The organism is Embleya sp. NPDC050154, from assembly GCF_044460165.1.
GTDB lineage: Bacteria > Actinomycetota > Actinomycetes > Streptomycetales > Streptomycetaceae > Embleya.
In genome coordinates this window covers 144,095-167,745 of record NZ_JBITJP010000016.1, presented here as the reverse complement: position 1 = coordinate 167,745, position 23,651 = coordinate 144,095, and the positions used below count along the sequence as shown (strand labels likewise).

Below are 23,651 nucleotides of genomic sequence, written 5' to 3'. Positions count from 1 at the left end.
TTGCCGCGCCGGGCCGACGGCAACGAACATGCCGTCATGCCAAGCCTCCACTCCGACCGACTACTTCCCGTCGACCCCGGTGTGCGGGCTCTCGCCCGGCGCCGCCACGAGATGGTGCGCGACCTGCCGATCCCGTCACCGCACCGGCTCTACCGGGACGAGACGTTCGAGGCGGCGGCGGAACCGGTGAGCGTCAACCCGCGAAAGGTCTTCGAACTGTGACCGCCCAACCCGCGACCCGGCCCTTGTCCCGCGCGGTCGACGGACGCCCCGCCGCGCCGGTGCGCATGCTGCACCTCGGCCTGGGCGGCTTCTTCCGGGCCCATCAGGCCTGGTACACCGAGCACGCCGGCGACGCCGACCGGTGGGGCATCGCGGCGTTCACCGGGCGCAGCACCGCGATCGCCGAGCGGCTGACCGCCCAGGACGGGCTCTACACGCTGGCCACCCGTGCTCCCGACCGCGACCGCTTCGAGGTGGTCGGTTCGCTCACCTCGGCGCACTCCGGCGGCGACCACGCCGCGTGGCTGGACTACTGGCGGCGGCCGGAACTCGCGGTGGTCACCCTGACGGTCACCGAGGCGGCGTACACACGCACCCCCGGAGGCGGCCTGGACACCGGACGCGCCGATGTGAGTGCCGATATCGCCGCACTCCGGGTCGACCCGAACGCTCCGGTATCGACCGTCGCCGCGCGGCTGTTGGCCGGGCTGGCCGCCAGGCAGCGCGCGGGCGGCGGCCCCGTGGCTGTCGTGCCGTGCGACAACCTGCCGGGAAACGGCGAGGTCACCGCACGGGTGATCGGCGAACTGGCGGACGCGATCGGGCGCCCCGGATGGCGCGACGCGGCCGCGCACGCCTCGTACGTCGGCACCATGGTCGACCGGATCACCCCGTGGACCACCGCGGACGACGTGGCCGCCGTCCGCGACGCGACCGGGCGCCGCGACGAAGTCCCCGTCGTCACCGAGCCGTTCACCGAGTGGGTGCTGCACGGCGAATTTCCGGCCGGGCGGCCCCGCTGGGAGGACGCCGGTGCCCGCTTCGTCGCCGACGTCACGCCGTACGAGGAACGCAAACTGTCGCTGCTCAACGGCGCCCACTCGCTGTTGGCGTACGCGGCGCCGTTCCGCGGGCACGCCACCGTCGCCGAGGCCGTGGCCGATCCGGTCTGCCGGGTCTGGGTGCGCGAGTGGTGGGTCGAGGCCTCGGCCCACCTGGACTTCCCGGAAACCGCGCTGGCCGCCTACCGGGACGCGCTGACGACCCGTTTCGCGAACCCGCGCATCCGGCACACCCTCGCCAAGATCGCCGAGGACGGAGCCCAGAAGATCCCGGTGCGCGTCCTTCCCACGCTCTACGCCGAGCGCACGTCCGGGGCGATGCCGCCCGGCGCGCTCCGCGTCATCGCCGCGTGGCTACTGCACCTGCGCGGAAGCAACGGGATCCCCGTACGAGACGGCGCAGCCCCGGTCCTCACCGGATCACCGTCCGACGCCGCGCACGCCGTGCTGGCCTTCCTCGATCCCGCCCTCGCCCGAGACACCGAACTGGTCGAGGCGCTCACCGCCCGCGCCTGGGAACTCGCCTGACCGAAGACGTCGTCATCGGCGTGGACGTCGGAAACCTGGGACACCCCCCGGACCGACAAGTATCAGCAGGAGGAGAAGCACGTCATGCTCCCCGGACTGTCCGACACCGACAGCGATGCCGCCGACCGCGTCGGAACACTGCTCCACACGCCCGGACGGCTCGGTGTGGCCTTCTCCGGGGGAGTGGACTCCTCCGTGCTGTTGGCCCTGGCCGTCCGAGCGCTGGGCGCCGACCGCGTGGTCGCGGTGCTCGGCGTCTCGCCCAGCCTCGCCGCGGACGAGCGCACGGCAGCCCTGCGGGTTGCCGCGAGGATCGGTGCGCGCGTGGTCGAGGTCGCCACCCATGAGGGCGACCTGCCGGCCTACCGGGCCAACGGCCCCGACCGGTGCTTCCACTGCAAGGACGAGTTGTTCGCCCGCATTTCCGCGGAGGTGGTCCGGGCGCACGGCCTGACGGCCGTCGCCTACGGGGAGAACGCCGACGACGTGGTGCGCGCGGACCGTCCCGGCGGCAGGGCCGCCGTGCGCCACCGGGTGCTGCGCCCGCTCGCCGACGCGGGCCTGGACAAGGCGGCGGTCCGCCGGATCGCCGCCGCGCTGGACCTGCCGTGCGCGGACAAACCGGCCGCGCCTTGTCTGGCCTCGCGGATCCCGCACTTCAGTGAGGTCACACCGCAAAAGCTGAGACAGGTGGAGGTGGCGGAACGGGGCCTGCGGGGGCTTGGCTTCAGCGACTGCCGGGTCCGCCACCACGGCGATGTCGCACGGATCGAGGTGCCCGTCGCCGAGATCGCGGCGCTCGCGGGCGACCTGCGCGAGGAGGCTCTGGCGGTGGTCCGTGCCGCCGGGTTCCGGATGGTCGCCGTCGATCTCGCAGGCATGCAATCGGGTGCCTTCACGCTTTCCCTGATCGGAGTCCGCCATGGCTGAATCGTTTGCACGCCTCGACCACGAACGGATCGACCGTAGGGGATATCCGGAGGCGATCTTCTGCGAGGGGAAGACCCCGGACCAGGTGGGCGCGATCGCTGCCGAGCTGCGCGAGCGCGGCCGGGCGGTGGCCCTGTTCACTCGCGCCGGTCCCGATCACGCGCGGGCCGTCCTCGCCGAGCTGCCCGACGCCCGGCACGAGTCGGACGCCCGGCTGCTGGTGTGGCCGCCCGAACCGCCCGCTCCGGAGGGAGGTCTCGTGGTGGTGTTGGCGGCGGGTACCTCCGACCTCCCGGTGGCGCTCGAGGCCGAACTGACCGCCCGCTATCTGGGACGGCGCTGTGAGTCGGCCGTGGACGTGGGCGTCGCCGGGCTCCACCGCGTGATCGGCATGCTCGACCTGCTGCGTTCCGCCCGGGTCGTGGTGGTCGCCGCGGGTATGGACGGCGCGCTGCCCAGCGTGGTGGCGGGGCTGATCGCCGCGCCCGTCGTCGCGGTGCCGACCTCCGTCGGCTACGGAGCGGCTTTCGGCGGCCTGGCACCCCTGCTGTCGATGCTCAACGCGTGCAGCCCCGGGGTCGCGGTCGTCAACATCGACAACGGCTTCGGGGCCGGGCACCTCGCCGCGCAGATCGCGGCACCCGTCACGCCGGCGGCGGCCGGCGCTCCGTCGTGGGGGTCGGCCGGGCGGGAATGAGCCGCGCCCCGGGGCCGGATACCCCCGGCGGTTTCGAGGACCGGCGCCGACCCGAGGTCCAGCCTCGACCCGAGGTCCGTGATCGGAGGCGAGGTCCATGATCGGACGCGAGGTCCGTGATCGGATGTGAAACGGGTGGCAGACCGCGCAGTCGCCTGGCCATCCGCGGCGTCCTGATATGCCGTCCCATCTCGATCCGTGTCGTCGGGGTTTTCTCCGTCAGGGCGGCAGGGCGCTCGGTCCCACGCATGGCCCAAGTCGTCGACGGGCCTTGCCGATCGGCGCCTGTGCCCACATCCGCACACGAGCTCTCGTGGCAACACATGACAACCGATTGCCGTGGCCTCCGGCTGCGGACAACCATGCGGAGTATGCCCTCCTCACTCCATCCCGACCGGCTCTTGCCCGTCGACGCACAAGCACGCGCCGTCGCCCGCCGTCTCTACGAAGCGGTCCGCGATCTGCCGATCCTGTCGCCACACGGTCACGTGGACCCGCGGTTGCTGGTCGACGACAAGCCGTTCAGCGACCCGGCGAGTCTGCTGATCTCCTCCGATCACTACGTCACGCGCCTGCTGCACGCCTGCGGTGTCCCGCTGGACGAACTCGGGGTAGGGCAGGGACCACTGTCCGAACAGCAGGGCCGCCAGGCGTGGCGCACGATGTGTGAGCACTGGACCGCCTTCCGAGGGACCCCTGTCCGCTACTGGATGGAGGCGGAACTCGTCGAGATCTTCGGCGTGACCGAGCGGCCCGCCGCCGCCACGGCCGACCGGATCTACGACCGGATCGCCGCGCGGCTGGCCGATCCGGCCTTCCACCCGCGGGCGCTGTTCCGCCGCTTCGGCATCGAGGTGCTGGCCACCACCGACGATCCCGCGGACGATCTGGCCGCTCACCGGGCACTTGCCGCCGACCCCACCTGGACGGCGCGAGTCCTGCCCACCTTCCGACCCGACCGCTACCTGGAGCCCGGTCAGGGTTGGGGAGAAGCCATGTCCCGCCTGGGCGAGGCCGCGGACATCGACACCTCGGACTACGACGGCTACATCCGGGCGTTGGAAGACCGACGACGCCACTTCATCGCGCACGGCGCCACCTCCGCCGACCACAGCCACCCGGACGTGGGCACCGAACCGCTGACCCACGGCGAGGCCGCCCGTATCTACCGGGCCGCCTTGCGGGGCACGGCGAGCGAAGCCGAGGGCGTCGCCTTCCGTCGACACATGCTGCTCGAGATGGCTCGCATGTCCTGCGACGACGGCCTGGTGATGACCCTGCACCCATCCGTGCGCCGCAACCATCACGCGCCCACCCACCACCGGTACGGCCCCGACACCGGCCACGACATCCCGCTGCGCGCCGAGTTCACCGACGCCCTGCGTCCGCTCCTGCACAGGTACGGAACCGCCGAGGGATTCCACCTGATCCTGTTCACCCTCGACGAGACCGTCTTCACCAGGGAGATCGCTCCGCTGGCCGGGTTCTACCCCTCGGTCTACGCGGGCGCCCCGTGGTGGTTCCTCGACGCCCCCGACGCCATCCGCCGGTTCCGGCGCGCGGTCACCGAGACAGCGGGATTCTCCCGGACGTCCGGCTTCGTCGACGACACCCGAGCCTTCTGCTCCATCCCCGCCCGACACGACATGTCGCGGCGGCTGGACTGTGGCTATCTCGCCGAACTGGTCGCCGAGCACCGACTCGACGAGGACGAGGCGATGGAGACGGCCGTGGATCTGGTCACGGTCAACCCGCGAAAGGCGTTCAAGCTGTGATCACCGCCTCGATACCCGCACCCTCGACGGGCGTCCGGCGCCGATTCGCCTTTTCCATCCGGGACCGGGCTGGTTCTTGCGGGCACGCTCGAAGTCCTGCTCGGCGGGCTCAGGGGTAGAGGCCGGCCGGGAAGGCGAACGAGACGAGTTGCGCTCGATCACGTGCGCCGACCTCCGTCATGGCCCGCACCGCATGGGTCTTCACGGTGAACGGCGACACGGACATCCGGGCCGCGATCTCGTCGTTGCCGAGGCCGCTTGCGACGAGAACGGCCACGTCGCGCTCCCTGGGCGTCAGAGCGCCGAAGCGTCGCAGCAGTTCCCGGTCGATCACCGGGGGCGGGCTGTCGGTCATGTGACCGATGAGCGCGGCCGTGGCGGTGTGCCGACAGCGCACCGCCGCCGGCACCCGGATTGGCCCCGCCGCAGGACCCGCCGTCCACTCCGAATCTCCGTGGCCCGCCGACCCCCGCATCCGATGTATTCCCGATCAGTCGGCGGTTCGCCGGCGTTCGCGAAGGGCCCGGACCCGGCCGCGGCTGGCGCAGGCCGGGGAGGGGCACCAGCGGCGGCGGCCGGTCGGATTGGCGAATACGCCACGGCAGTCGTGTTCGGGGCAGACGGACAGGGCGTGGCGGTCGGCGCCCGTGAGGTGGTCGACGGCCTGGCGTGCGATGCGGGCGAGTGCCGCGTCCATCGTGGGCGGGGGTTCGCGGGTGAGCCGATCGGTGACCACGAGCCTTACGGGATCGGTGACTTCGTTGAGGAAGCGGGTCAGCGCGGTGGCGGCCTCGGCCGGTGGTGTTGCCTGGGTAACGACCGCGAGGGCGAGAGGGCGCAGGTTCTCGCGAAGGCCCTGGGTACGGCATACGTCGACCTCGGTCAGCCTGCGGAGCGGTGTCAATTCGCTGTGTTCGACCCATTCCGCCAGCCGCTCGGGTGTGGCGATGCGTTCGACCGGGTGCGCGCTGAAGCTGCGGCCTCGGGTGGCGAGCAGGTTGAGCCAGGTCGCGCCGCAGTCGAACCGGAAGGCCAGGGCGTCTTCGTTTTGCATGGCGACAGCGTAACGCCTGAGGCGTTACGCTGATCGAGATGTAACGGCACACCCGTTACATGGACGCCGGATGGGCAGGATGGGAAATCATCATGGAGTTGCGTGAGGCGCGCTTCGACCGCGCGCAGGGCTACCGACTGTTGGACGACCTCCAGGACCGGCACACCCAGGAGGCGACGCTCCCCGGCTTGGAGCGCATCGCGCCCGGCTTCCCGGATTGGATCGTGACGTCCTTGTTCGGGGGCACATATCAACGCGAGGGTCTGAACCTGCGGGATCGGCAATTGCTCAACCTGGCCGCGCTCACGGCGCTGGGCGGGGTCGACCCACAGCTGGAGGGCCAGGTCAGGAGCGGCCTGCGGGTCGGGCTGACCGCCGAGGAGATCATTGAGGTGTTCGTCCATCTCGCGCCGTACATCGGGGTGCCGAAGGCGCTTGCCGGGCTGCGGGTCGCCGCCGGCGCGCTCGCGGCCACCGCCGACGAGAGCGGGGGCGACGCGGGATGAGCGCGATCCGTACCGTGCTCGGCGATATTCCCGCCCCCGACATGGGTGTCACCGATGCGCACGACCACCTGTTCTTCCGCAGCCCGGTGTTGGCGGGCCAGGAACTCGACGACCGGCAGGCCGCCGCCGCCGAACTCCGCGCCTTCGGTGGGCTCGGCGGACGGACCGTGGTGCAGTGGACGCCGTACGGACTCGGTCGCCGTCGTGCGGACCTGGCCGAACTCGCCCGGGAGACCGGCATCCAGGTCGTCTCGGCGACCGGACTCCACCAGGCGGTCCACTACGACCCCGACCACCTCGCGCGGATCCGGGACCGGCTCGCGGAGCTGTTCGTCCACGACCTGACCAAGGCGCCGGTCCGGTCGGGGCTGATCAAGGTCGCCGGAGGCTTCCACGGCCTCGACACGCACGCACGACACGTGATGGCCGCCGCAGCCGAGGCACACCGGGCGACCGACGCGCCCATCGCCGTCCATCTCGAAGGCGGCACGGCCGCGACGCAGGTCATGGACCTGCTGTGCGGAGCACTGGGGGTCCGCCCCGAGGGGGTCATCCTCGGCCATCTGGGCCGCTCGCCCGACACGCGTGCTCATCTGGACGCCGCCCACACCGGGGCGTTCCTCTCCTTCGACGGCCCTTCGCGCGCCCACCACGCCACCGACTGGCGGCTGTTCGACGAACTGGCCGCGCTCGCCGAAGCGGGCCACGGCCACCGGATCCTGCTCGGCGGCGACACCACGACAGCGACGGCGCGCGCGTCCAGCGGCGGCGGGCCCGGCATACCCTTCCTACTGCACAGCCTGCGCCCGAGGTTGGTACGCGAGTTCGGGGAACAGTTCGCCGCCGAGGTGTTCGTGGACAACCCCGCGCGGGCGTTCGCCGCCGACTGGGCGTGAGAGGACCGGTGGGTCTCGTGGTGTTGTCCGGTGGGCGTCTCATCGGGTCGTCCATGCGGTGTCCGGAGGCGCGGCCGGGATCCGCCTTTGTCCGTAGGGCAGTTGGCGTATCGTTCCGGCGGTGTGAGCGGACGACGTCCTGGGATCGTCCGGCCATGAGGGAATGGCGTCGCCGTCGAGTCGAGACCACATGGTTCGGCGGCGGCGGGCCCAGGCAGCGCAGCTCGACCGGCTCCGGGGCTTTGCCCTTCGTCCGCGCCGTCGCCGTATGGGTCGTTGCTCGAATGCGCACCGGGGTTCACCATTTCGGGGCGCTCGCCGACGCTACGCGGCCCCGCGTATGGTCGGGGCCCGGCATCGCTGCTCCGGGTCGCGTGCTGCTTCGTGGGCGGTGCTGGATAGCCTCGGCGCATACTTGATCGGATCGCCGGTCCGGGACCGGGGTGGGCTCGCCTGGCGCCGGGGTCCAAGGGGAGAACCGGCATGTCCGACACACCCGTTCCCGGCGACTCGACGCCGCCCGCAACCGGCCGCGTCGGCGGCGATCCACGGCACGACGCCGACGAACCTCGCGTCGAGCGGCGCGCCATGCTCGTGACCGTAGCTGCGTCGATCGCCGTCGCCCTGATCGTGGTCCTGCTGGTCGCCACCGGCGTGATCGGCGGCACCACGAATGCGGGCGAACGGCACCAGCGGGTCGAGGACGATCGAACGGCGGGCGCCGCGCAGGCGGCTTTGCAGCGTCCCGAGATCCGCGACGAGGAAGTGGAGGCGGTGGTCGCCGCGCGCTCGCGCGCCCTGGCGGAACACAACGTGGACGCCTTCGTCGCGCCGATCGACCCGACGGCCGGCGAACTGATCGCGGAGCAGCGCCGCCTGTTCGCGAACCTGGCGCTGTTCCCGTTCGCGGAGGCCCGATACACGGTGTCGAACCAGCCCCCTCGGTCGGTCTCCGACTCCGGTCGCGCCGCGGTCATGGTCGTGGTCTCCTTCGTGCATCGCGTCGAAGGAGTCGACCCGGTGGCGATTGCGGAGAACTACCGATGGACCTTCGACCGTACGTCCGCCGGCGGTCCCCTGTGGATGACTGCGGTCTCCACCGCTCCCTACGGCGGGGTGATGTACCCGATGCCGTGGGATCAGACCGCCCTGGTGGTCGAAAGGCGTCCGCATGTGGTCCTCGCCGCGGCCGTCGCGAACAAGGCCGAGGCGGCGACCTGGGCCGACCAGGCGGAGGCCGCGGCCCGACGCGATCTCGACGCGTGGCGCGGCCCGCGACTGCCCGTCGATCGCTTCGTCGTCTACGTGACACCCGATCGACGTACCTTCGAAGAGATCGCGTCGACCAAGGGGCGCGGCCCCGCTGCGGGCGTGTGTGTGAGCCTGGCTCCCCTCACGCTGACCGACGGCAAACAGACGCGACAAGTAGGTTGTCGCGTCGTGGTGGACGGTGCGGGCAAGGGATTCGCCACCTCCGACGACGCGATCTTCAAGCAGATCGTCGAACACGAGCTGGGTCACGCGATGGTTGCCGGATTCGCCCCCGCGTGGACCGAGCACGTGAGCTGGGTCGCGGAAGGATTCGCCGAGTCGCTGCCGTGGTCCGACCCGCGGATGGCGAACAAGTACAACCCGACCGCGCGGGCGTATGTCAACGACGGCAGATTCACCGGCAGGCTCCCCGTCGACGGCGAGATCCACAGCGCCGACCCCGCGACGACGTCGATCAACTACCACCTCTCGATGCAGGCAATCCGCTTTCTGGCCGAGGAGTTCGGCACGGACAAGGCCCACACGTTCGTCGCCGAGGTCTATCGCGACGCGAGTCGCCTCGACGCCGCGCTCACCGCCGCCACGGGTTTGGACCGAGCCGCCTTCGAACGCACATGGGCCCGGTACGTGAAGGACCACCCGGGCAGCTGACTCGACCGGCGCGAACAGCGAAGACCGATCGGGTCTTTGGGCGGCAGCCCGACCCCCGCGACGCGCGGGCACCGATTTCGTAGGCGCAAGTACGTTGCCCGTCGCGCGGCCACCGACGCGCGGGGGCGGGCCGGGGCGCGGTTGTCTCAGCCCGGGAACGCGAATCGGTAGCCCTGGTCCTTCAACCACGGCAAAAGCCGTGCGAGCGCTTCGACGCTCTGGGTGCGGTCGCCGCCCGCGTCGTGCATGAGGACCACGCCGCCGGGGCGCAGCTCACGGCGCACGTTGTCGAGGATCGCGTCGACGCCGGGCTTCTCCCAGTCCCGGCTGTCGACCGACCAGCCGAGGGGCTTCATGCCGTACGCGGCCGACATCTGGCGCACGGTCGGCGACCACGCGCCGCCGGGCGCGCGGAACCAGTCGACGTCGTGGCCGGGGGCGGCCCGGGCGATCTCGTCGCGCGCGGAGACGATCTCGTGCTCGACTCGCGGGGCCGACCGCTTGTCGATCTGCTCGTCGTGCGTGACCGAGTGGTCGCACAGTCGATGGCCGGCGGCGACCACACGGCGCACCAGATCGGGGTGGCGCGAGGCGTTGGGGCCGACCATGCAGAAGGTGGCCTTGACGTCGTACTCGTCGAGGAGTGCGAGCACCTTCGGAGTCCACCGCGGGTCGGGGCCGTCGTCGAAGGTGAGCGCGACCGTGCGGTGACCGGGATCCGTGGTGCTCCGCACGATGCCCATGGGCACGAGCGGCGGGGGTATGTCCGCGGCCCGATTCGCCGCCGGCGCGGGTGGGTCGGCCGGTGCGGCGTGGCCGGAGCCGCGGGGCGTCGCGGCCGACGAGGGCGCGCCCGGGGTCGTCGACGCGGGACCCGTCGGCGGAGCGGAGGGGTGCGGCTTCGAGGGTGCCGACGCCGACGGCTGCGGGCCCGACGGGCCGGGGGCGGTCGTCTCGGCCGGGCCGGTGGGGGACGCGCCCCGCGCCCCCGGGCCGTCAGGTGCCGGGTTCGGGGTGGTCGTCGGGGGCGGATTCACGGGTACCGCCGCTGCCTTTGCCTTGTCGGTCCGGGCGGACCCCGCGCCGTCACCGGAGCCACACGCGGCGACGGTCACCGCGAGCACCCCGACCACCGCCAGGGCCGGGAGTCGGCGGGCGACACCCCGACCGGGGAGCGCTGGGGCTTGCACGCGACGGGCGACGGACGGCTGGGACGTCAGGACGGGCTTAGGCACACGAACTCCGGAAGAATCGGCAACGGGTCACGCGTGTAGGCGCGACTTGATTCGGGCAGAATGTCGACTTTGCTCAGATTCTCCGATTTCGCGCAACGGGCGACCATGTGTCAACGCCCGTGCGACAACCCGTCACCAAGCGTCTGATCTGCGTCATCCTCAAACCGTCAACCCCACACGCACCATCAGCACCATCAGCACCGCGCACCAAACCCTGCCAAGTGACCGACGCCACCCTCCGACCCGCACCGCCCGCCGCTGCACACCCACCGCCGCCACCCCCACGACCTCGCGCAGCCCGGGGTGCCCCAGCGCGGGGCCGACAGTCGCGCCGGACCTCGCCACCCGCGCCGCCCATACACCCGCTCCCACCGCGGGACCTGCCGGAGCCACCCGCACCGGCACGCCCGTACGCCGCGCCACACGGCACCGACGCCCGAACGCCACCGGCCCCACGACGACCCCACCGACACCACGGACACCACCGACACCACCGACACCACCGACACCACCACCGCCACCATCACAGCCCCTGCGCCACTCCGTCCCGGCCGCGCGCCTCGCTCTGGCCCCAGCCCAACGCCCCCACGCCCCCACACCTGTCCTGGCCACCCTGTCGTCGCCGATTCGTCGGGCAAGTTCGCGGGTGTCCCGTCAGCCATGGCGTGTTCCTGCTCTCCGAACCGGTCTCGAACCGTCGTCACCGCAGCTCTTCACGCCCGGGCGTGCACTGCACGTCCCCAACCGGGTAGCCACCCCGCCCGACGGTCCGCGTTCTTTGCCCCCACTCGCGCCAACTCGCCTTCGTGGGCGCCCGGTTGTCGGGGAGGGGAGCGGGCGGCCCGCGTGCTCGACGAGGGCGTGCGTGGGTTGTTGACAGAATGTGCCGCGCCAATCACATTCGTTGACGGTCGACTTGCGCCCGTGTGAGCGTTTCGTTCGTTCGGGCACGAACCCGGCGCGCGCGATGGTCGGTCCCGCTCACCCCGCGGACCGACGAGAGTCGGACTCGTGGTCGAGGTCTGTCCTCTATCCAAGGAGCCTCGATGAAACGCAGCACGGTGACGGTCGGGTCGGTCCTGGCTTTACTCGCCGGCCTCGTGGTCGGTACGTCCCAGTCGAACGCGGCGACCCCTCCGCCCGCGCCCGGCTTGGCAGCGGCGGTGTCCGCCGCCGACAAGGCCGCCGCGAGCGGCCAGGACGTCCTGGCCAAGGGCCCCAACGAGAGCTACGTGCGGCAGCAGGTGACCCCGTGGGTCGACGACCTGTACTCCGTGGCCTACGAGCGCACTTACCGCGGGCTGCCCGTGGTCGGCGCGAGCGCCGCGGTGCTGGCCGACGGCAACGGCAACGTCCGGGCCGCCGAGTCGGCCACCGATCTGCGGATCGACGTCCCCGTCAAGCCGACCGTCGGCAAGGGCGCGGCCGAGAACGTCTCGCGTTCGCGACTCAAGGTCGTCGACAAGGTCGAGTCGCGACGCCTGGTCGTACGAGTCCGGGAGGGTTCCGCGAACCTGGCCTGGGAGACGGTGCTGATCGGCAGCACCGAGAGCGCACCCAGCCGGCTGCACGTCTTCGTCGACGCCCGCTCGGGTCGGATGCTCGACTCCTACGACGACGTCAAGGGCGGTACCGGCACCAGCCAGTGGAACGGCCCCAACCCGCTGACGATCAACACCAGCGGCAGCGCCGGCAACTACAAGATGATCGACACCACCCGGCCCGGCCTGTCCTGCGCCGACTACAGCGGCGGCGTGTTCACCAAGGCCACCGACACCTGGGGCAACGGCAACGCCACCAGCAAGGAGACCGGCTGCGTCGACGCCCTGTGGGCCGCGCAGAAGGAATGGAACATGCTCCGCGACTGGCTCGGTCGCAACGGGCACAACGGCAACGGCGGAAGCTGGCCGGTACGTGTCGGGCTCCCTGCGATCAACGCCTACTGGACCGGTTCGCAGGTCCAGATCGGCCGCAACCAGGGCAACCAGTGGATCGCGTCCATGGACGTCGTGGGCCATGAATTCGGGCACGGCATAGACCAGTTCACTCCCGGCGGTGCCGGCGCCGAGGCCGGCCTGGGTGAAGGCACCGGTGACATCTTCGGCGCGCTCACCGAGGCGTACACCAACGAGCCCTCGCCCTACGACCGCCCGGACTACCTGGTCGGCGAGACGGTCAACCTGGTCGGCAGCGGCCCGATCCGCAACATGTACAACCCTTCGCTGGTCAACAACAACCCGAACTGCTACAGCTCTTCGATCCCCGGCACCGAGACCCACGCGGCGGCCGGGCCCCTGAACCACTGGTTCTACCTGCTCGCCGAGGGCACGAACCCCGGTGGCGGCAAGCCCTCCAGCCCGACCTGCAACAACACGCAACTCACGGGCGTCGGAATCCAAACCGCGGGCAAGATCTTCTACGGCGGCATGCTGCTCAAGACGAGCGGCATGACCTACAAGAAGTACCGCACCGCGACCCTGAAGTCCGCCAAGGCGCTCGACTCCACCTGCGGCCTGTTCAACAAGACCAAGGCGGCCTGGAACGCGGTGAGCGTCCCGGCCCAGCCCGGTGACCCGACCTGCCCGTGATACCGAACGCACCCCGATAGGCATCCGACACTCGCCCTCGGACGAGGCCGCGGCCACCCGCCGCGGCCTCGTTCGCCGCGTCGGGGGTCTGTGGATCGAACGGCTCCGTCTCACGTTCGATCCTCCATGCGGGGTCGGGCGGTTCAGTGCGGTCAGCAACTTCCCTACGGTGCGCGGGTGAAGCTCGGCGAGCGGGACTACTGTTCAGGAACGGTTCCGACGCCCTGATCGCACCAGCCCCACCAAGTTCATTGCACCACCAGCGTGACGGCTCGGACGCGAGAGCTCAGACGTACGGTAAGCAGGCCGCGTAGACGAGCAGAACCGAGCCGGTCGCGATCGACGAGATGGTGGCGTCGAGGTGCGGCCGGTTGCGCGGGCGAGGTCCGGCAGGGCGGGTCGGTGTGAACGGCGTCGGGGTGGTTTCGGGCCGAGTTCCCGATTCCCCTTGTGCCGGCGGCCCTTGGGCCGCCAACGTGTGGGGCGGTAGCAACCGCCCTCGGCGGCACGGCCGTTGTTCCGGACCCGGGCGGGTACCTGCCGTGAGCGAAGTACCTTTCCTGCGAGGGCCGTTCGTTCCGGAGGCGGAGAAAGGCGAGGGTCCCATGCCCGAGCCGCACGCCGAGTGGGTGCGCCGGAAACCGGTGACGCCGTCCGTGCGGGGTGCTCACACCGCCACCGCTGCGCCCTGCTGCGCGGCGCCGACGATCTCCCGACCCGATCCTTGGACCGCGGTGACGTCGGGCAGGGATTCACAATCGGTCGGTCCGGTGCCGTGGATGGTGGTTGTCCGGACCTCGGACCGGAGTCCGCGGGGCATGCCGGACCCGCCGCCGCGGACCCCGCCGGCCAACTCCGGCGCACCGCACAGGAACGGTCTTGTGGATCAGGGTTTCGTGTGCGGTGTTCTTGGCGAACTTCAGCCATGGACATATCGCCGGTTGCCGATCATCCAGCAGTCGCTGTTTTCCGTGAACCCCGAGGCGGGCGGTCCGTCCCGGCGCTGGGCACGCGAGTCGGTGCCGAGGCGAGGCGCACCGCGCGTGTGCTGGCCGGGTTGGCGACTCATGCCAGACCCGTCGAGCGGACCGCCGCGCTGCGGCAGGCCGCCGTGGCTGCCGGTGAGTTGGTGGCCGCGCTGTCGGCTCTGGCTCCGGCCGTGGCCGGTGAGGGACTGCCGGCGGAGTCGACCAGTCAATCGTTCTTCCGGGTCCGTGAAGGGGAACTGTCGGATCAGCAGGCCGCCCTGCACGGTGGCCTGGTCGTCCACCGCGGTCTGGAAGACCTGTGCGAGGCTCCGCTGTCGGGTGCCGACCTGGCGCTGGAGGCGGCCGGGATGCGGCAGTCGGTGCTCGACCTCACCGGCGCGGCGCCGGGCGCCGACCCCGACTCCGTACCGCCGGTGGCCGTCCCCGAGCCTGCCTCGGGGGCGTCGTTGGAGAGTGTGTGGAGTGCTCGGTGGCTCATCGGGCACCAGGTCCATGTCCTGTTCAACGTCTGCGCCGCGGTCGCCGTGGCCGACGCCACCCGCCATCTGCGGCACGGCGACGGCGATGCCGCGCTGCTGCGGCTGGCGGATGCGACGGTGTATGTACGGGGCTTTCCGGCGGCCATGACGCACGCCAGTACGGTCCCGGCCGACTACTACATGGCGGCGATACGCCACACCATGGCGCCTCCGTCGGTGGACGTCCCGCTGAGCGGGCGCCAACATCGCGGATACAAGCTGTTCCGGGCGGCGATGAAGGACCTGCTGTCCGTGGTTCCCGACCCCTACGAGCAGTTGGCGGCCCGCGCCCCGGAGCTGGCCGAGGTACGGGGCGCACTCCTGGAAGCCGACATCGTGGACGGTGAACGGCACGTCACCCTCGCGTACTCGATGGTGCATCTGCATCGTTCCATCGCCCAGAAACCGGAAGGCCCCGACAACGCCGTCGCCGAACTACGGCACATGCGCCATCGCCGCGCGGCCCGGTACGCCTCCCTGATCCGATTCGGGGACCACTACGTCGCCGACGCCGTGGCCGGCCTGCGCCACTCGTGAGTCCGTGTGTCCGCCACCCACACCTGCGGCAGGAGACCCTGATGCCCGAGACGACGCCCGGCACCACCCGAAGCTCTGCCGTCGCCGGCGACTGGGCACTCGACCCGGCCGATGCCGACGCGTGCGAGCGGCAGGCCCGCACCCTGTGCACCGGCGTTCACGACCAAGTCGACAACCCCGAGTGGGTGGCCCGGGCCCGGGACGCCTGGGAGGACCTGCCGTTGCCGTTGCGCCGTGCGGTGCGCCGGTTTCGAAGGCAATCCGGCCCGCACGGCACCTTGGTGATCGGCGGCCTGCCCGTCGATCGGGCGGCCCTGCCCGCGACACCGTCCGTACCCGGCTCCGTCCAGCGTCGGGCCACCGTCTCGGCCGCGATGCTCACCATGGTGGCCTGCGGGCTGGGCGAGCCTCTCGCCTACCGGGCCGAGAAATCCGGTGCCCTCGTGCAGGACGTCGTGCCCGTGCCCGGGCAGGAGAGCTTCCACGGCAACGCCGGATCGGTGCCGCTGTCCTTCCACACCGAGAACGGCTTCCACCCCCACCCACCCGACCATGTGATCTTCCTGTGCCTGCGCGCCGACCACGACCGGATCGCCGGCATGCGCGTCGCCGGTATCCGCCAAGCACTGCCGCTTCTCACACCGGCCGGCCGCCAGGCCCTGTTCGCACCGGAGTTCATCACCACACCACCACCTTCCTTCGGCCCCGACGCTGCCGTGAGCGAGCCCGACGTCAAGCCCCGAGCGGTGCTGTCGGGAGCGGTCGAGGATCCCGACATACGGATGGCCCAACTCGTCACCACCCCGCTCACCCCTCGGGCCACCGCGGCGCTGGCCGAATTCGGCCGCGCCTGCGAGGCGACCGCTCGTACCCTGCGCCTGATTCCCGGCGATCTGGTCATCATCGACAACCGCGTCACCGTCCATGGCCGCACCGCCTTCCACCCCCGCTACGACGGAGCAGACCACTGGCTGCAACGCACCTACGTCACCACCGACCTGCGCCGTTCCCGGGACCACCGCCCCCACGACGGCCACATACTCGCCCGCTGAGCAGCGTCCAGCCCCACGGGTGGGTGCTTGACGTACGCGGTGCGGGCGTGACTTCCGGCGCGTCCGCGGGTGCCGACCGGGGATGTGCTGTAGTGGGGACCTGGTGATCCTGACGGCGGGGTGTCCGAGTGGCCCCGGCTCCGACGCCGCTCTCGCTCCCGAGGCGGCACGCGAGTCGATGTGATCCACGCCATGCCGGGTCGGATTGACCTTCACATAAGTGTGAAGGTTCGACGATGCAGACCATGCGCAACCACATCACGCGACCAGGGGAGCCATCCCCGGACCACGGCCGAGCCGAGCCGGCGCGCCGCCACCGCAACAGGCGGGCGGTCGCGTCGTGCCGGTGAAGCAGATCCATCTTGCCGCGCAACTGCCCGGAATCCACAACACCACCGTGTGGTCGGACCCGCGATCCGAGAGTCACATCGACTTCGACTCGTTCGCCCGACTGGCCCGGACCGCCGAACGTGGGAAGTTCGACTTCTTCTTCCTGGCCGAGGGGTTGCGGCTGCGGGAACACAAGGGCCGCATCCACGACCTCGATGTCGTGGGTCGGCCGGAGTCGCTCACCGTGCTCAGCGCCCTCGCGGCGATCACCACCCACCTCGGACTGGCCGCGACGGTCAACGCCACGTTCAACGAACCGTACGAGGTCGCCGGTCGGCTCGCCACGCTGGACCACCTCAGCGCGGGTCGGGCCGCCTGGAACGTGGTGACCAGCTTCGACGCGTTCACCGGCGAGAACTTCCGTCGCGGCGGATTCCTCGACGAGGCCGAACGCTACGCGCGCGCCGCCGAGTTCCTGTCGACCACACGCGAACTGTGGGACAGCCGCCGGCCGGACGACATCCCGGCCGACCCGGTCGGAGCCTGCTTCATCCGGGCCGGCGCAGGGCAATTCGCGCACCGGGGAGCGCACTTCGACATCTCGGGACGATTCGGCACACCGCGTGGACCGCAGGGTCACCCGGTGATCATCCAGGCCGGCGAATCCCCCGAAGGGCGGGAGTTCGCGGCATCCGACGCCGACGTCGTCTTCAGTAAATACAACACCCCGGAACAGGCCCGCGCCTTCTATCGGGACGTCAAGGGACGGCTCGCCCGACACGGCCGCGCGCCCGAGGACCTGAAGATCCTCCCCACCGCGACCTACGTACTGGGCGATACGACCGAGGAGGCCATCGAGCACGCGGCCGAGATCAGCAGGGCCCAGGTCGGTCCACAGACCGCGCTCACCTTCGTCGAGGCGGTCTGGGGCCGGGACCTGTCGAGGTACGACCCGGACGGCCCGCTGCCCGACATCGACCCCGCGCCCGACAGTCTCCTCCTCCAAGGGCATTCGACCTTCCGCAAGGACCGCGACGCGACTGCCCGCCGATGGCGGGAACTCGCCGACGCGCGTGGGCTGAGCATGCGCGAACTGGTCATCGAGGTCACCGGACAACAGACGTTCGTCGGCACCGCACATGAAATCGCGCAAGCCATCGACGAGTTCGTCCAAAGCGACGGCGCCGACGGCTTTGTCTTCGTCCCCCACCTCACACCCTCCGGACTGGACGAACTGGTGGACCGGGTGGTCCCACTGCTCCAGGAGAAGGGTGTCTTCCGCACGGACTACACCGGCACCACACTCCGCGACCACCTCGGCCTGAAAGCGCCACGCGCGAAGGAGACATCGTGACCCCGCTGCACCTGGCCGTCGCGCTGGACGGTGCCGGCTGGCACCCCGCGGCCTGGCGTGAGCCGGACGCCCGACCCGCCGACCTGTTCACCGCCCGCTACTGGGCCGACCTGGTCGCCGAGGCCGAACGCGGGCTGCTCGACTTCGTCACCTTCGAGGACGCGCTCGCCATGCAATCCGCCTCGTTCGAGCGGCCCGACGACCGCACCGACCAGGTCCGGGGCCGACTGGACGCGGTCCTGCTCGCGGCCACCCTCGCCCCGCTGACCTCCCACATCGGACTCGTGCCGACCACGAACGTCACCCACACCGAACCGTTCCACGTCGCGATCGGGATCGCCACGCTCGACCACGCGAGCCGCGGCCGTGCGGGCTGGCGTCCGCAAATCTCCTCGCGCGCCGCCGACGCCACCCACTTCGGCAGGCGTACGACACCCGCCCTGACCCCGGACGACATCCGCGAGACGGAACTGATCGCCAAACGCCTGCGCGACTTGTTCGGCGAGGCCGCCGACGTGGTCGAGGTCGCCCGCCGGCTGTGGGACAGCTGGGAGGACGACGCGGAGATCCGCGACGCGGCGACCGGACGCTTCATCGACCGCGACAAACTGCACCACATCGACTTCGTCGGCGAACACTTCAGCATCCGCGGCCCCTCGATTACCCCGCGCCCGCCCCAGGGCCAACCACCGGTCACGGTCCTGGCCCATGCCTCCGTACCGTACGAACTGGCCGCGGCGGCCGCCGACGTCGTCTACCTCACCCCACACTCCCGCGCGGACATCGCGACCATCCTCGGCACGGTCGACAAGGCCAAAGCCAAGGCCGGCCGACCCGTCGACCAACCGCTGCGGACCTTCGCCGACCTGGTGGTCTTCCTGGACGAGGAACCCGGCGCCGCAGCCCGGCGCAAGAACCGCCTCGACGGCCTGGACGGCGCCGCCCTGGCCTCCGACGCGCACATTTTCACCGGCACCCCGGGCGAACTGGCCGACCTGCTTCTCGACTGGCGCCCGGCCGGCCTCGACGGCTTCCGCCTACGCCCCGCGGCCCTGCCCCACGACCTGACGGCGATCACCACCGCCCTGGTCCCCGAGCTCCGGCAACGCAAGGCCTTCCGCACCGGCTACACCACGACCACCCTGCGAGCCCGTCTCGGCCTTCCGCGGGCCGTCAACCGGTACACAAGGGACTGACAAGGACTCGGTGTGCACCCTGAGTACAGGGAGTAGCCGAAGACCGCGAGGAGCATTTCGGTGGAGACCATCTCGGCGACCTCGATCTCCACAACGGGGTAGGCGCGGTGGTCGAGTGGTTCGGCGGGGGAGACGGCCGCGTGATGTGGGTTGGTAGCGTTGGCCGTTCGGTGCCGGTCGGCGAACACGAGGGCGAGTGGTGAGCATCGTGCTCGAGAGGTTCGAGGCGAAGGCCGGTTGGCCGGTTCTCCGGGAAGGATGGGCGAGCCGCTTTTCCCCGGGGGACCTGGAACTGCTCGACACGGCGGTGGACTTCGCGGTGCGTTGGCACGCGGACCAGGTCCGGCCGGCGGGCGAGCCGTACGTCGAGCACTTGTTGGAGGTCGTGCGCGTTCTCGTGGAGACGCTGGGCATCGTCGATGTCGACGTCCTGCGGGCGGCGGTCCTGCACGATGTGGTGGAGGACACGGCATGCTCGCCGGAGGCGGTGAGGATCGGTTTCGGCGATCGGGTCGCGGAGTTGGTCGAGTGGGTGACCAAACCGGAACCGGCCGAGGGACAGTCCCCGGCCGAGGCCCGAGAGGCCTATCTGAGCCGGTTGCAGAGCGCGCCGACGGACGCGCTCGTGGTGAAACTGGCGGATCGCCTGAGCAACGTCCAGCGCCTGGATTCGCATCCCCGACCCGACAAACGGGGCTCGTACTACCGCGAGACGGCGCGGACCATCGTCCCTCTCGCCCAGGGTCACCCGTGGTTTCGCCAGTGGTACGCGAGCTGGCTCGAGACGTTCGCCCATCTGGCCGACGGCGCTCCCCACCGGTGATCCGGCTCAGGCGCTGAGGCGGCGCCGCGGGAAGGCGCGGGGAGGAACCGAGGCCGTTCCGGGCCCGGTGGGAGGCGGCCACGTTCGAGGTCCCGAAGGCGTCGGCGACGAGTGGGGCACCGTCGCCCACGGGCAGGTCCGCGCGTATGCGCTGCCCGCGGTCCAGCGCAAACGCGACGCCCCCGCCGGCCGGCGTTCGCGGCCCGGCACGGCTTCGACGTCGACCGGCCGGTGCAGTGAGGTCGAGGCGCCGGCTCGGGCCGAGTTGCGGGGGGCTGGTGGAAACGGCGTTGGGGCCGTACGTCGACCGCAGGGTCCTCGCCGCGACGCTCGCCGGACGCCGCCGACGCGCGTTGCCGGAGCGCCTCCCGGCGGGCGAACCCGGCCGCGGCACGACGACTGAGCCGCCGTGGAGCGGGCGGCCCGTGTGCGGTTCCCGGGACGCGGTCGGTGCCGGCGTCGCGCCGGCCGGGACCGACGCGCCCGGCCACCCGGCGGCATCGGGGGAGGGACCACCGGGATGAGGTGGGCGCGGCGACGGGGGGACGCCGGGCCACCACGACGGGCACAACGAGCAACCGGGCATCCAGGTGACGAGGAGACGCCCGGCGCGACCCGACCGCGTGACGCGGACCGGACACGGTGAGTCGAACGCCGCAACGCCCAGGCCCACGCCCACGCCCATGCCCGCGCGGCGACCGGCGGGTGTCCCGGCGCCCGGTTCCCGACGGCCCGTTCGGCGGGAACCGGCTCGGCCCGCCGGTACGTGCCCCGACCGGGCGGGTGGGCGAGTGCGCAGAAGGGGCGAAGGCTGTTCGACTTCGACCAGGGCGAGCAGCGCGACGGCGACGGTCGAGGCGTGGATCAGGCCCTGCCGGATCACCGGGTCGTCCTCGGTCGGGGCCTCGAATCGCCTTCTCGCCGGAGGCCCGGACGGCGCACCCCGGTCGCCGTGGTGGAGGTGGCGTCCTAGCGTGGAGGAGCCCGGGGCCCGGCCGGAGCCGGCGTCTCCTGCCCGGCTGTCGATATGGATCCCGCGTCGATGGCAGGGCTTTGTGGTCGTGGCAGGCCGCCCGGCCGCACACACATCACCGGCGCTGGTGCCGCCGGTGGGACGGAGACCGAGATGGCGCAGTCGTCGTGGAGCGAGTACCGACCGGGGCAGCGGTTCCCGGGGGTGATCGGGCGCACGACCGACGAGTCGAGTCCGGCGTGGCCGCAGCCGGTGCGGGCGGTGGCGGGTGCGCCGAACGTGTTGTTCATCGTGTTCGACGACACGGGGTTCGGGCAACTGGGCTGCTACGGCAGTCCGATCGAGACGCCGAACCTGGACGCGCTGGCCGCGGGCGGGCTGCTGTACAACAACATGCACACCACCGCGCTGTGTTCGCCGTCGCGCTCGTGCATCATCACGGGCCGCAACCACCACGCCAACGGCATGGCGGCGATCACCGAGCTGGCCACCGGCTACCCGGGCTACGACGGGCGCATCCCGTTCGAGAACGGGTTCCTCTCCGAGATGTTGCTCCAGCACGGCTACAACACGTACATGGTCGGCAAGTGGCACCTGATGCCCTCGGAACAGGAGTCGGCGGCGGGCCCGTACGACCGGTGGCCGTTGGGGCGGGGCTTCGAGCGGTTCTACGGATTCCTGGGCGGCGACACGAGCCAGTGGCATCCGGACCTGGTGTACGACAACCACCAGGTCGAGCCGCCGGCCACGCCGGAGGAGGGCTACCACCTGACGGAGGACCTCGTCGAGCGGGCGATGTCGTTCATCGCCGACGCCAAGCAGGTCGCCCCGGACAAGCCGTTCTTCCTGAATCTGTGCACCGGCGCCACCCATGCCCCGCACCATGTGCCGGCGGAGTGGGCGGACCGTTATCGGGGACGGTTCGACGACGGCTGGGACGTCTACCGCGAGCAGACCTTCGCCCGGCAGAAGGAGCTCGGTGTGGTGCCGCAGGACGCGCGGCTGTCTCCGCACGACCCGGACGTGCCCGCGTGGGAGTCGCTCACGCCGGACGCGCGGCGTCTGGCCGCGCGGATGATGGAGGTCTACGCCGGGTTCCTCGCGCACACCGACCATCACATCGGGCGGCTGCTGGACTTCCTGAAGGAGACCGGCGAGTTCGACAACACGCTGATCATGATGGTCTCCGACAACGGTGCGAGCGCCGAGGGCGGAGTGACCGGCACCACCAACGAATTGCAGTTCTTCAACAACGCGCCCGAGGCGCTGGAGGAGAGCCTGGCCCGGATCGACGAGATCGGCGCGCCGACCACGTTCAACCACTACCCGTGGGGCTGGACGTGGGCGGGCAACACCCCCTTCCGGCGGTGGAAGCGCGAGACCTACCGCGGCGGCACCAGCGACCCCTTCCTCGTCCACTGGCCCGCCGGCATCCGCGCCCGCGGCGAGATCCGCGGCCAGTTCGCGCATATCGTCGACATGGTCCCCACCGTCCTGGACGTCCTGGGGATCGAGGCGCCCGCGACCATCCGGGGCGTTACCCAGTCACCCATCCACGGCGTCAGCTTCGCCCATACCTTCGACGACGCCGACGCGGCGACCCGTCACCGCACGCAGTACTACGAGATGCTCGGGCACCGGGCGATCGACCACGACGGATGGCGGGCGGTCTGCCCCTGGCCCGGCCCCTCCTTCGCCGAGGCCGAGCGGCCCTTCGGCACCCCGATCACCGTGACGGACCTCGACGACCTCGACGCCCACCACTGGGAGCTCTACCACGTCGACGAGGACATCGCCGAGACCCGCAATCTGGCCCGGGAGCACCGCGGCAAGCTGATCGAGATGATCGCCCTGTGGTACGTGGAAGCCGGGAAGTACAACGTGATGCCGATCGACGGCAGCGCCTTCGAGCGCGTGATGACCGAGCGCCCGCAGATCACCGAGAACCGGACCGGCTACACCTTCCGCCCCGGCACCCAGGTCCTGCCCGCCGCGGTCGCCCCCCGGGTCCTGAACCGGCCGCATAGTGTCGTCGCCGACGTCGAGATCCCGCCCGGCGGCGCGGAGGGCGTCCTGCTGTGCCAGGGCGGCAACGCCGGCGGCTGGTCGCTCTACGTCAAGGACGGCCGGCTGCACTACGCCCACAACTACGTCCAGCGGGCCCTGTATCACGTGGTCTCGGGCGAGAGCGTGCCCGAAGGGCGGCACGCGTTGCGTTTCGAGTTCGAGCCCACCGGCGCCCCGGACATGGCCCACGGCAAGGGCGCGCCCGGCCGCGCCCAGCTCTACATCGACGGCCGCCTCGTCGGTGAGAGCGACATGCCGGTCACGACCCCGATCACGTTCAACCCGGGTGGCATGGCCTGTGGCGCCAACCCCGGATCGGCCGTCACCCCGGACTACCGGCCGCCGTTCCGCTTCACCGGCACCCTCCACAGCGTCACCGTCGACCTGTCCGGTGACCTGATCGTCGACGTTCCCAGCGAGATGCGCATGCACATGGCCCGCCAGTAGGCGGGCCGCCCCACGGAAAGGACCGGCCGGCGACGTCTCCCCGACGACGGCGACTCGATGACGCACGACATCGATGCCTGGTACCGGCGGATGACCCACAGTCGAGCACGCGATCGCGGCCGGGCTCGCCGCCGGTGAACCGGAGAACGTCGTCGCGCGGGAGGAGACG

The 23,651-nt window shown here is 71.2% G+C and carries 17 protein-coding genes and 1 pseudogene; 15 read left to right on the top strand and 3 right to left on the bottom strand.

What is annotated here, in order from left to right:
• Positions 1-36 precede the first annotated feature (36 nt).
• The 5 genes from ACIBSV_RS30635 (at position 37) to uxaC (ending at position 4,994) form a co-directional block, all read left to right on the top strand.
• The gene (locus tag ACIBSV_RS30635) at positions 37-222 is read left to right on the top strand and encodes a hypothetical protein (RefSeq protein WP_395868714.1); all 186 of its coding nucleotides are present in this window, start codon (positions 37-39) and stop codon (positions 220-222) included.
• A complete protein-coding gene (locus tag ACIBSV_RS30630; protein WP_395868712.1) occupies positions 219-1,592 on the top strand; it encodes a mannitol dehydrogenase family protein in 1,374 nt (457 codons plus the stop codon). The genes ACIBSV_RS30635 and ACIBSV_RS30630 overlap by 4 nt, the downstream gene beginning before the upstream one ends.
• Before the next feature lie 84 nt (positions 1,593-1,676).
• Positions 1,677-2,522 carry an asparagine synthase-related protein gene (locus ACIBSV_RS30625; protein ID WP_395868711.1) on the top strand — a complete coding sequence of 282 codons (846 nt, stop codon included), beginning with the start codon at positions 1,677-1,679 and terminating at the stop codon, positions 2,520-2,522.
• Entirely contained in the window at positions 2,515-3,219 is a 705-nt protein-coding gene (gene larB, locus ACIBSV_RS30620) for a nickel pincer cofactor biosynthesis protein LarB (protein WP_395868709.1), read from the top strand. The genes ACIBSV_RS30625 and larB overlap by 8 nt, the downstream gene beginning before the upstream one ends.
• A gap of 371 nt (positions 3,220-3,590) precedes the next feature.
• Positions 3,591-4,994 carry a glucuronate isomerase gene (gene uxaC, locus ACIBSV_RS30615; RefSeq protein WP_395868707.1) on the top strand — a complete coding sequence of 468 codons (1,404 nt, stop codon included), beginning with the start codon at positions 3,591-3,593 and terminating at the stop codon, positions 4,992-4,994.
• A gap of 109 nt (positions 4,995-5,103) precedes the next feature.
• Here the strand turns inward: uxaC and ACIBSV_RS30610 are convergent, their stop codons facing one another.
• Both ACIBSV_RS30610 and ACIBSV_RS30605 read right to left on the bottom strand, forming a co-directional pair.
• Positions 5,104-5,349 carry a helix-turn-helix transcriptional regulator gene (locus ACIBSV_RS30610; RefSeq protein WP_395868705.1) on the bottom strand — a complete coding sequence of 82 codons (246 nt, stop codon included), beginning with the start codon at positions 5,347-5,349 and terminating at the stop codon, positions 5,104-5,106.
• A gap of 135 nt (positions 5,350-5,484) precedes the next feature.
• Positions 5,485-6,048, bottom strand: coding sequence for a CGNR zinc finger domain-containing protein (locus tag ACIBSV_RS30605; RefSeq protein WP_395868703.1), 564 nt, complete (start codon positions 6,046-6,048; stop codon positions 5,485-5,487).
• 92 nt (positions 6,049-6,140) lie between these two features.
• Here ACIBSV_RS30605 and ACIBSV_RS30600 point away from each other — a divergent pair, with 92 nt between their 5' ends.
• The 3 genes from ACIBSV_RS30600 to ACIBSV_RS30590 all read left to right on the top strand — a co-directional run bounded on the left by ACIBSV_RS30600 (position 6,141) and on the right by ACIBSV_RS30590 (position 9,373).
• Positions 6,141-6,554, top strand: coding sequence for a carboxymuconolactone decarboxylase family protein (locus ACIBSV_RS30600; RefSeq protein WP_395868701.1), 414 nt, complete (start codon positions 6,141-6,143; stop codon positions 6,552-6,554).
• Positions 6,551-7,450, top strand: a complete 900-nt coding sequence (locus ACIBSV_RS30595; protein ID WP_395868699.1) for a phosphotriesterase — start codon at positions 6,551-6,553, stop codon at positions 7,448-7,450. Before ACIBSV_RS30600 ends, ACIBSV_RS30595 begins: the two co-directional genes overlap by 4 nt.
• A 483-nt stretch (positions 7,451-7,933) precedes the next feature.
• Entirely contained in the window at positions 7,934-9,373 is a 1,440-nt protein-coding gene (locus tag ACIBSV_RS30590) for a hypothetical protein (protein ID WP_395868697.1), read from the top strand.
• Between the two features lie 146 nt (positions 9,374-9,519).
• Here the strand turns inward: ACIBSV_RS30590 and ACIBSV_RS30585 are convergent, their stop codons facing one another.
• Positions 9,520-10,116, bottom strand: a complete 597-nt coding sequence (locus ACIBSV_RS30585; protein ID WP_395868695.1) for a polysaccharide deacetylase family protein — start codon at positions 10,114-10,116, stop codon at positions 9,520-9,522.
• A gap of 1,538 nt (positions 10,117-11,654) precedes the next feature.
• Between ACIBSV_RS30585 and ACIBSV_RS30580 the strand changes: the two are divergent.
• The 7 genes and pseudogenes from ACIBSV_RS30580 to ACIBSV_RS30550 form a co-directional block, all read left to right on the top strand.
• Positions 11,655-13,190 (top strand): annotated as a pseudogene (locus ACIBSV_RS30580) (M4 family metallopeptidase); the annotation flags it as partial.
• Positions 13,191-14,253: 1,063 nt separating this feature from the next.
• Positions 14,254-15,240, top strand: a complete 987-nt coding sequence (locus tag ACIBSV_RS30575) for a hypothetical protein (RefSeq protein ID WP_395868693.1) — start codon at positions 14,254-14,256, stop codon at positions 15,238-15,240.
• A 41-nt stretch (positions 15,241-15,281) separates the two neighbouring features.
• A complete protein-coding gene (locus tag ACIBSV_RS30570; RefSeq protein ID WP_395868691.1) occupies positions 15,282-16,292 on the top strand; it encodes a TauD/TfdA family dioxygenase in 1,011 nt (336 codons plus the stop codon).
• Positions 16,293-16,632: 340 nt separating this feature from the next.
• Positions 16,633-17,976 (top strand): NtaA/DmoA family FMN-dependent monooxygenase, encoded by a 1,344-nt coding sequence (locus tag ACIBSV_RS30565; protein WP_395868689.1) that lies wholly within the window; start codon positions 16,633-16,635, stop codon positions 17,974-17,976.
• Positions 17,973-19,172 carry an LLM class flavin-dependent oxidoreductase gene (locus ACIBSV_RS30560; protein ID WP_395868687.1) on the top strand — a complete coding sequence of 400 codons (1,200 nt, stop codon included), beginning with the start codon at positions 17,973-17,975 and terminating at the stop codon, positions 19,170-19,172. The genes ACIBSV_RS30565 and ACIBSV_RS30560 overlap by 4 nt, the downstream gene beginning before the upstream one ends.
• Before the next feature lie 199 nt (positions 19,173-19,371).
• Positions 19,372-19,995 carry an HD domain-containing protein gene (locus tag ACIBSV_RS30555; protein ID WP_395868685.1) on the top strand — a complete coding sequence of 208 codons (624 nt, stop codon included), beginning with the start codon at positions 19,372-19,374 and terminating at the stop codon, positions 19,993-19,995.
• A gap of 1,126 nt (positions 19,996-21,121) precedes the next feature.
• Positions 21,122-23,482, top strand: a complete 2,361-nt coding sequence (locus ACIBSV_RS30550; RefSeq protein WP_395868683.1) for a sulfatase-like hydrolase/transferase — start codon at positions 21,122-21,124, stop codon at positions 23,480-23,482.
• Positions 23,483-23,651 lie beyond the last annotated feature (169 nt).

Coding starts and splice junctions, on each gene's coding strand:
- ACIBSV_RS30635 (WP_395868714.1), top strand. CDS start 37: ATGCCAAGCCTCCACTCCGACCGACTACTTCCCGTCGACCCCGGTGTG.
- ACIBSV_RS30625 (WP_395868711.1), top strand. CDS start 1,677: ATGCTCCCCGGACTGTCCGACACCGACAGCGATGCCGCCGACCGCGTC.
- larB (WP_395868709.1), top strand. CDS start 2,515: ATGGCTGAATCGTTTGCACGCCTCGACCACGAACGGATCGACCGTAGG.
- uxaC (WP_395868707.1), top strand. CDS start 3,591: ATGCCCTCCTCACTCCATCCCGACCGGCTCTTGCCCGTCGACGCACAA.
- ACIBSV_RS30610 (WP_395868705.1), bottom strand. CDS start 5,349: ATGACCGACAGCCCGCCCCCGGTGATCGACCGGGAACTGCTGCGACGC.
- ACIBSV_RS30605 (WP_395868703.1), bottom strand. CDS start 6,048: ATGCAAAACGAAGACGCCCTGGCCTTCCGGTTCGACTGCGGCGCGACC.
- ACIBSV_RS30600 (WP_395868701.1), top strand. CDS start 6,141: ATGGAGTTGCGTGAGGCGCGCTTCGACCGCGCGCAGGGCTACCGACTG.
- ACIBSV_RS30595 (WP_395868699.1), top strand. CDS start 6,551: ATGAGCGCGATCCGTACCGTGCTCGGCGATATTCCCGCCCCCGACATG.
- ACIBSV_RS30590 (WP_395868697.1), top strand. CDS start 7,934: ATGTCCGACACACCCGTTCCCGGCGACTCGACGCCGCCCGCAACCGGC.
- ACIBSV_RS30585 (WP_395868695.1), bottom strand. CDS start 10,116: ATGGGCATCGTGCGGAGCACCACGGATCCCGGTCACCGCACGGTCGCG.
- ACIBSV_RS30570 (WP_395868691.1), top strand. CDS start 15,282: ATGCCCGAGACGACGCCCGGCACCACCCGAAGCTCTGCCGTCGCCGGC.
- ACIBSV_RS30550 (WP_395868683.1), top strand. CDS start 21,122: ATGGCGCAGTCGTCGTGGAGCGAGTACCGACCGGGGCAGCGGTTCCCG.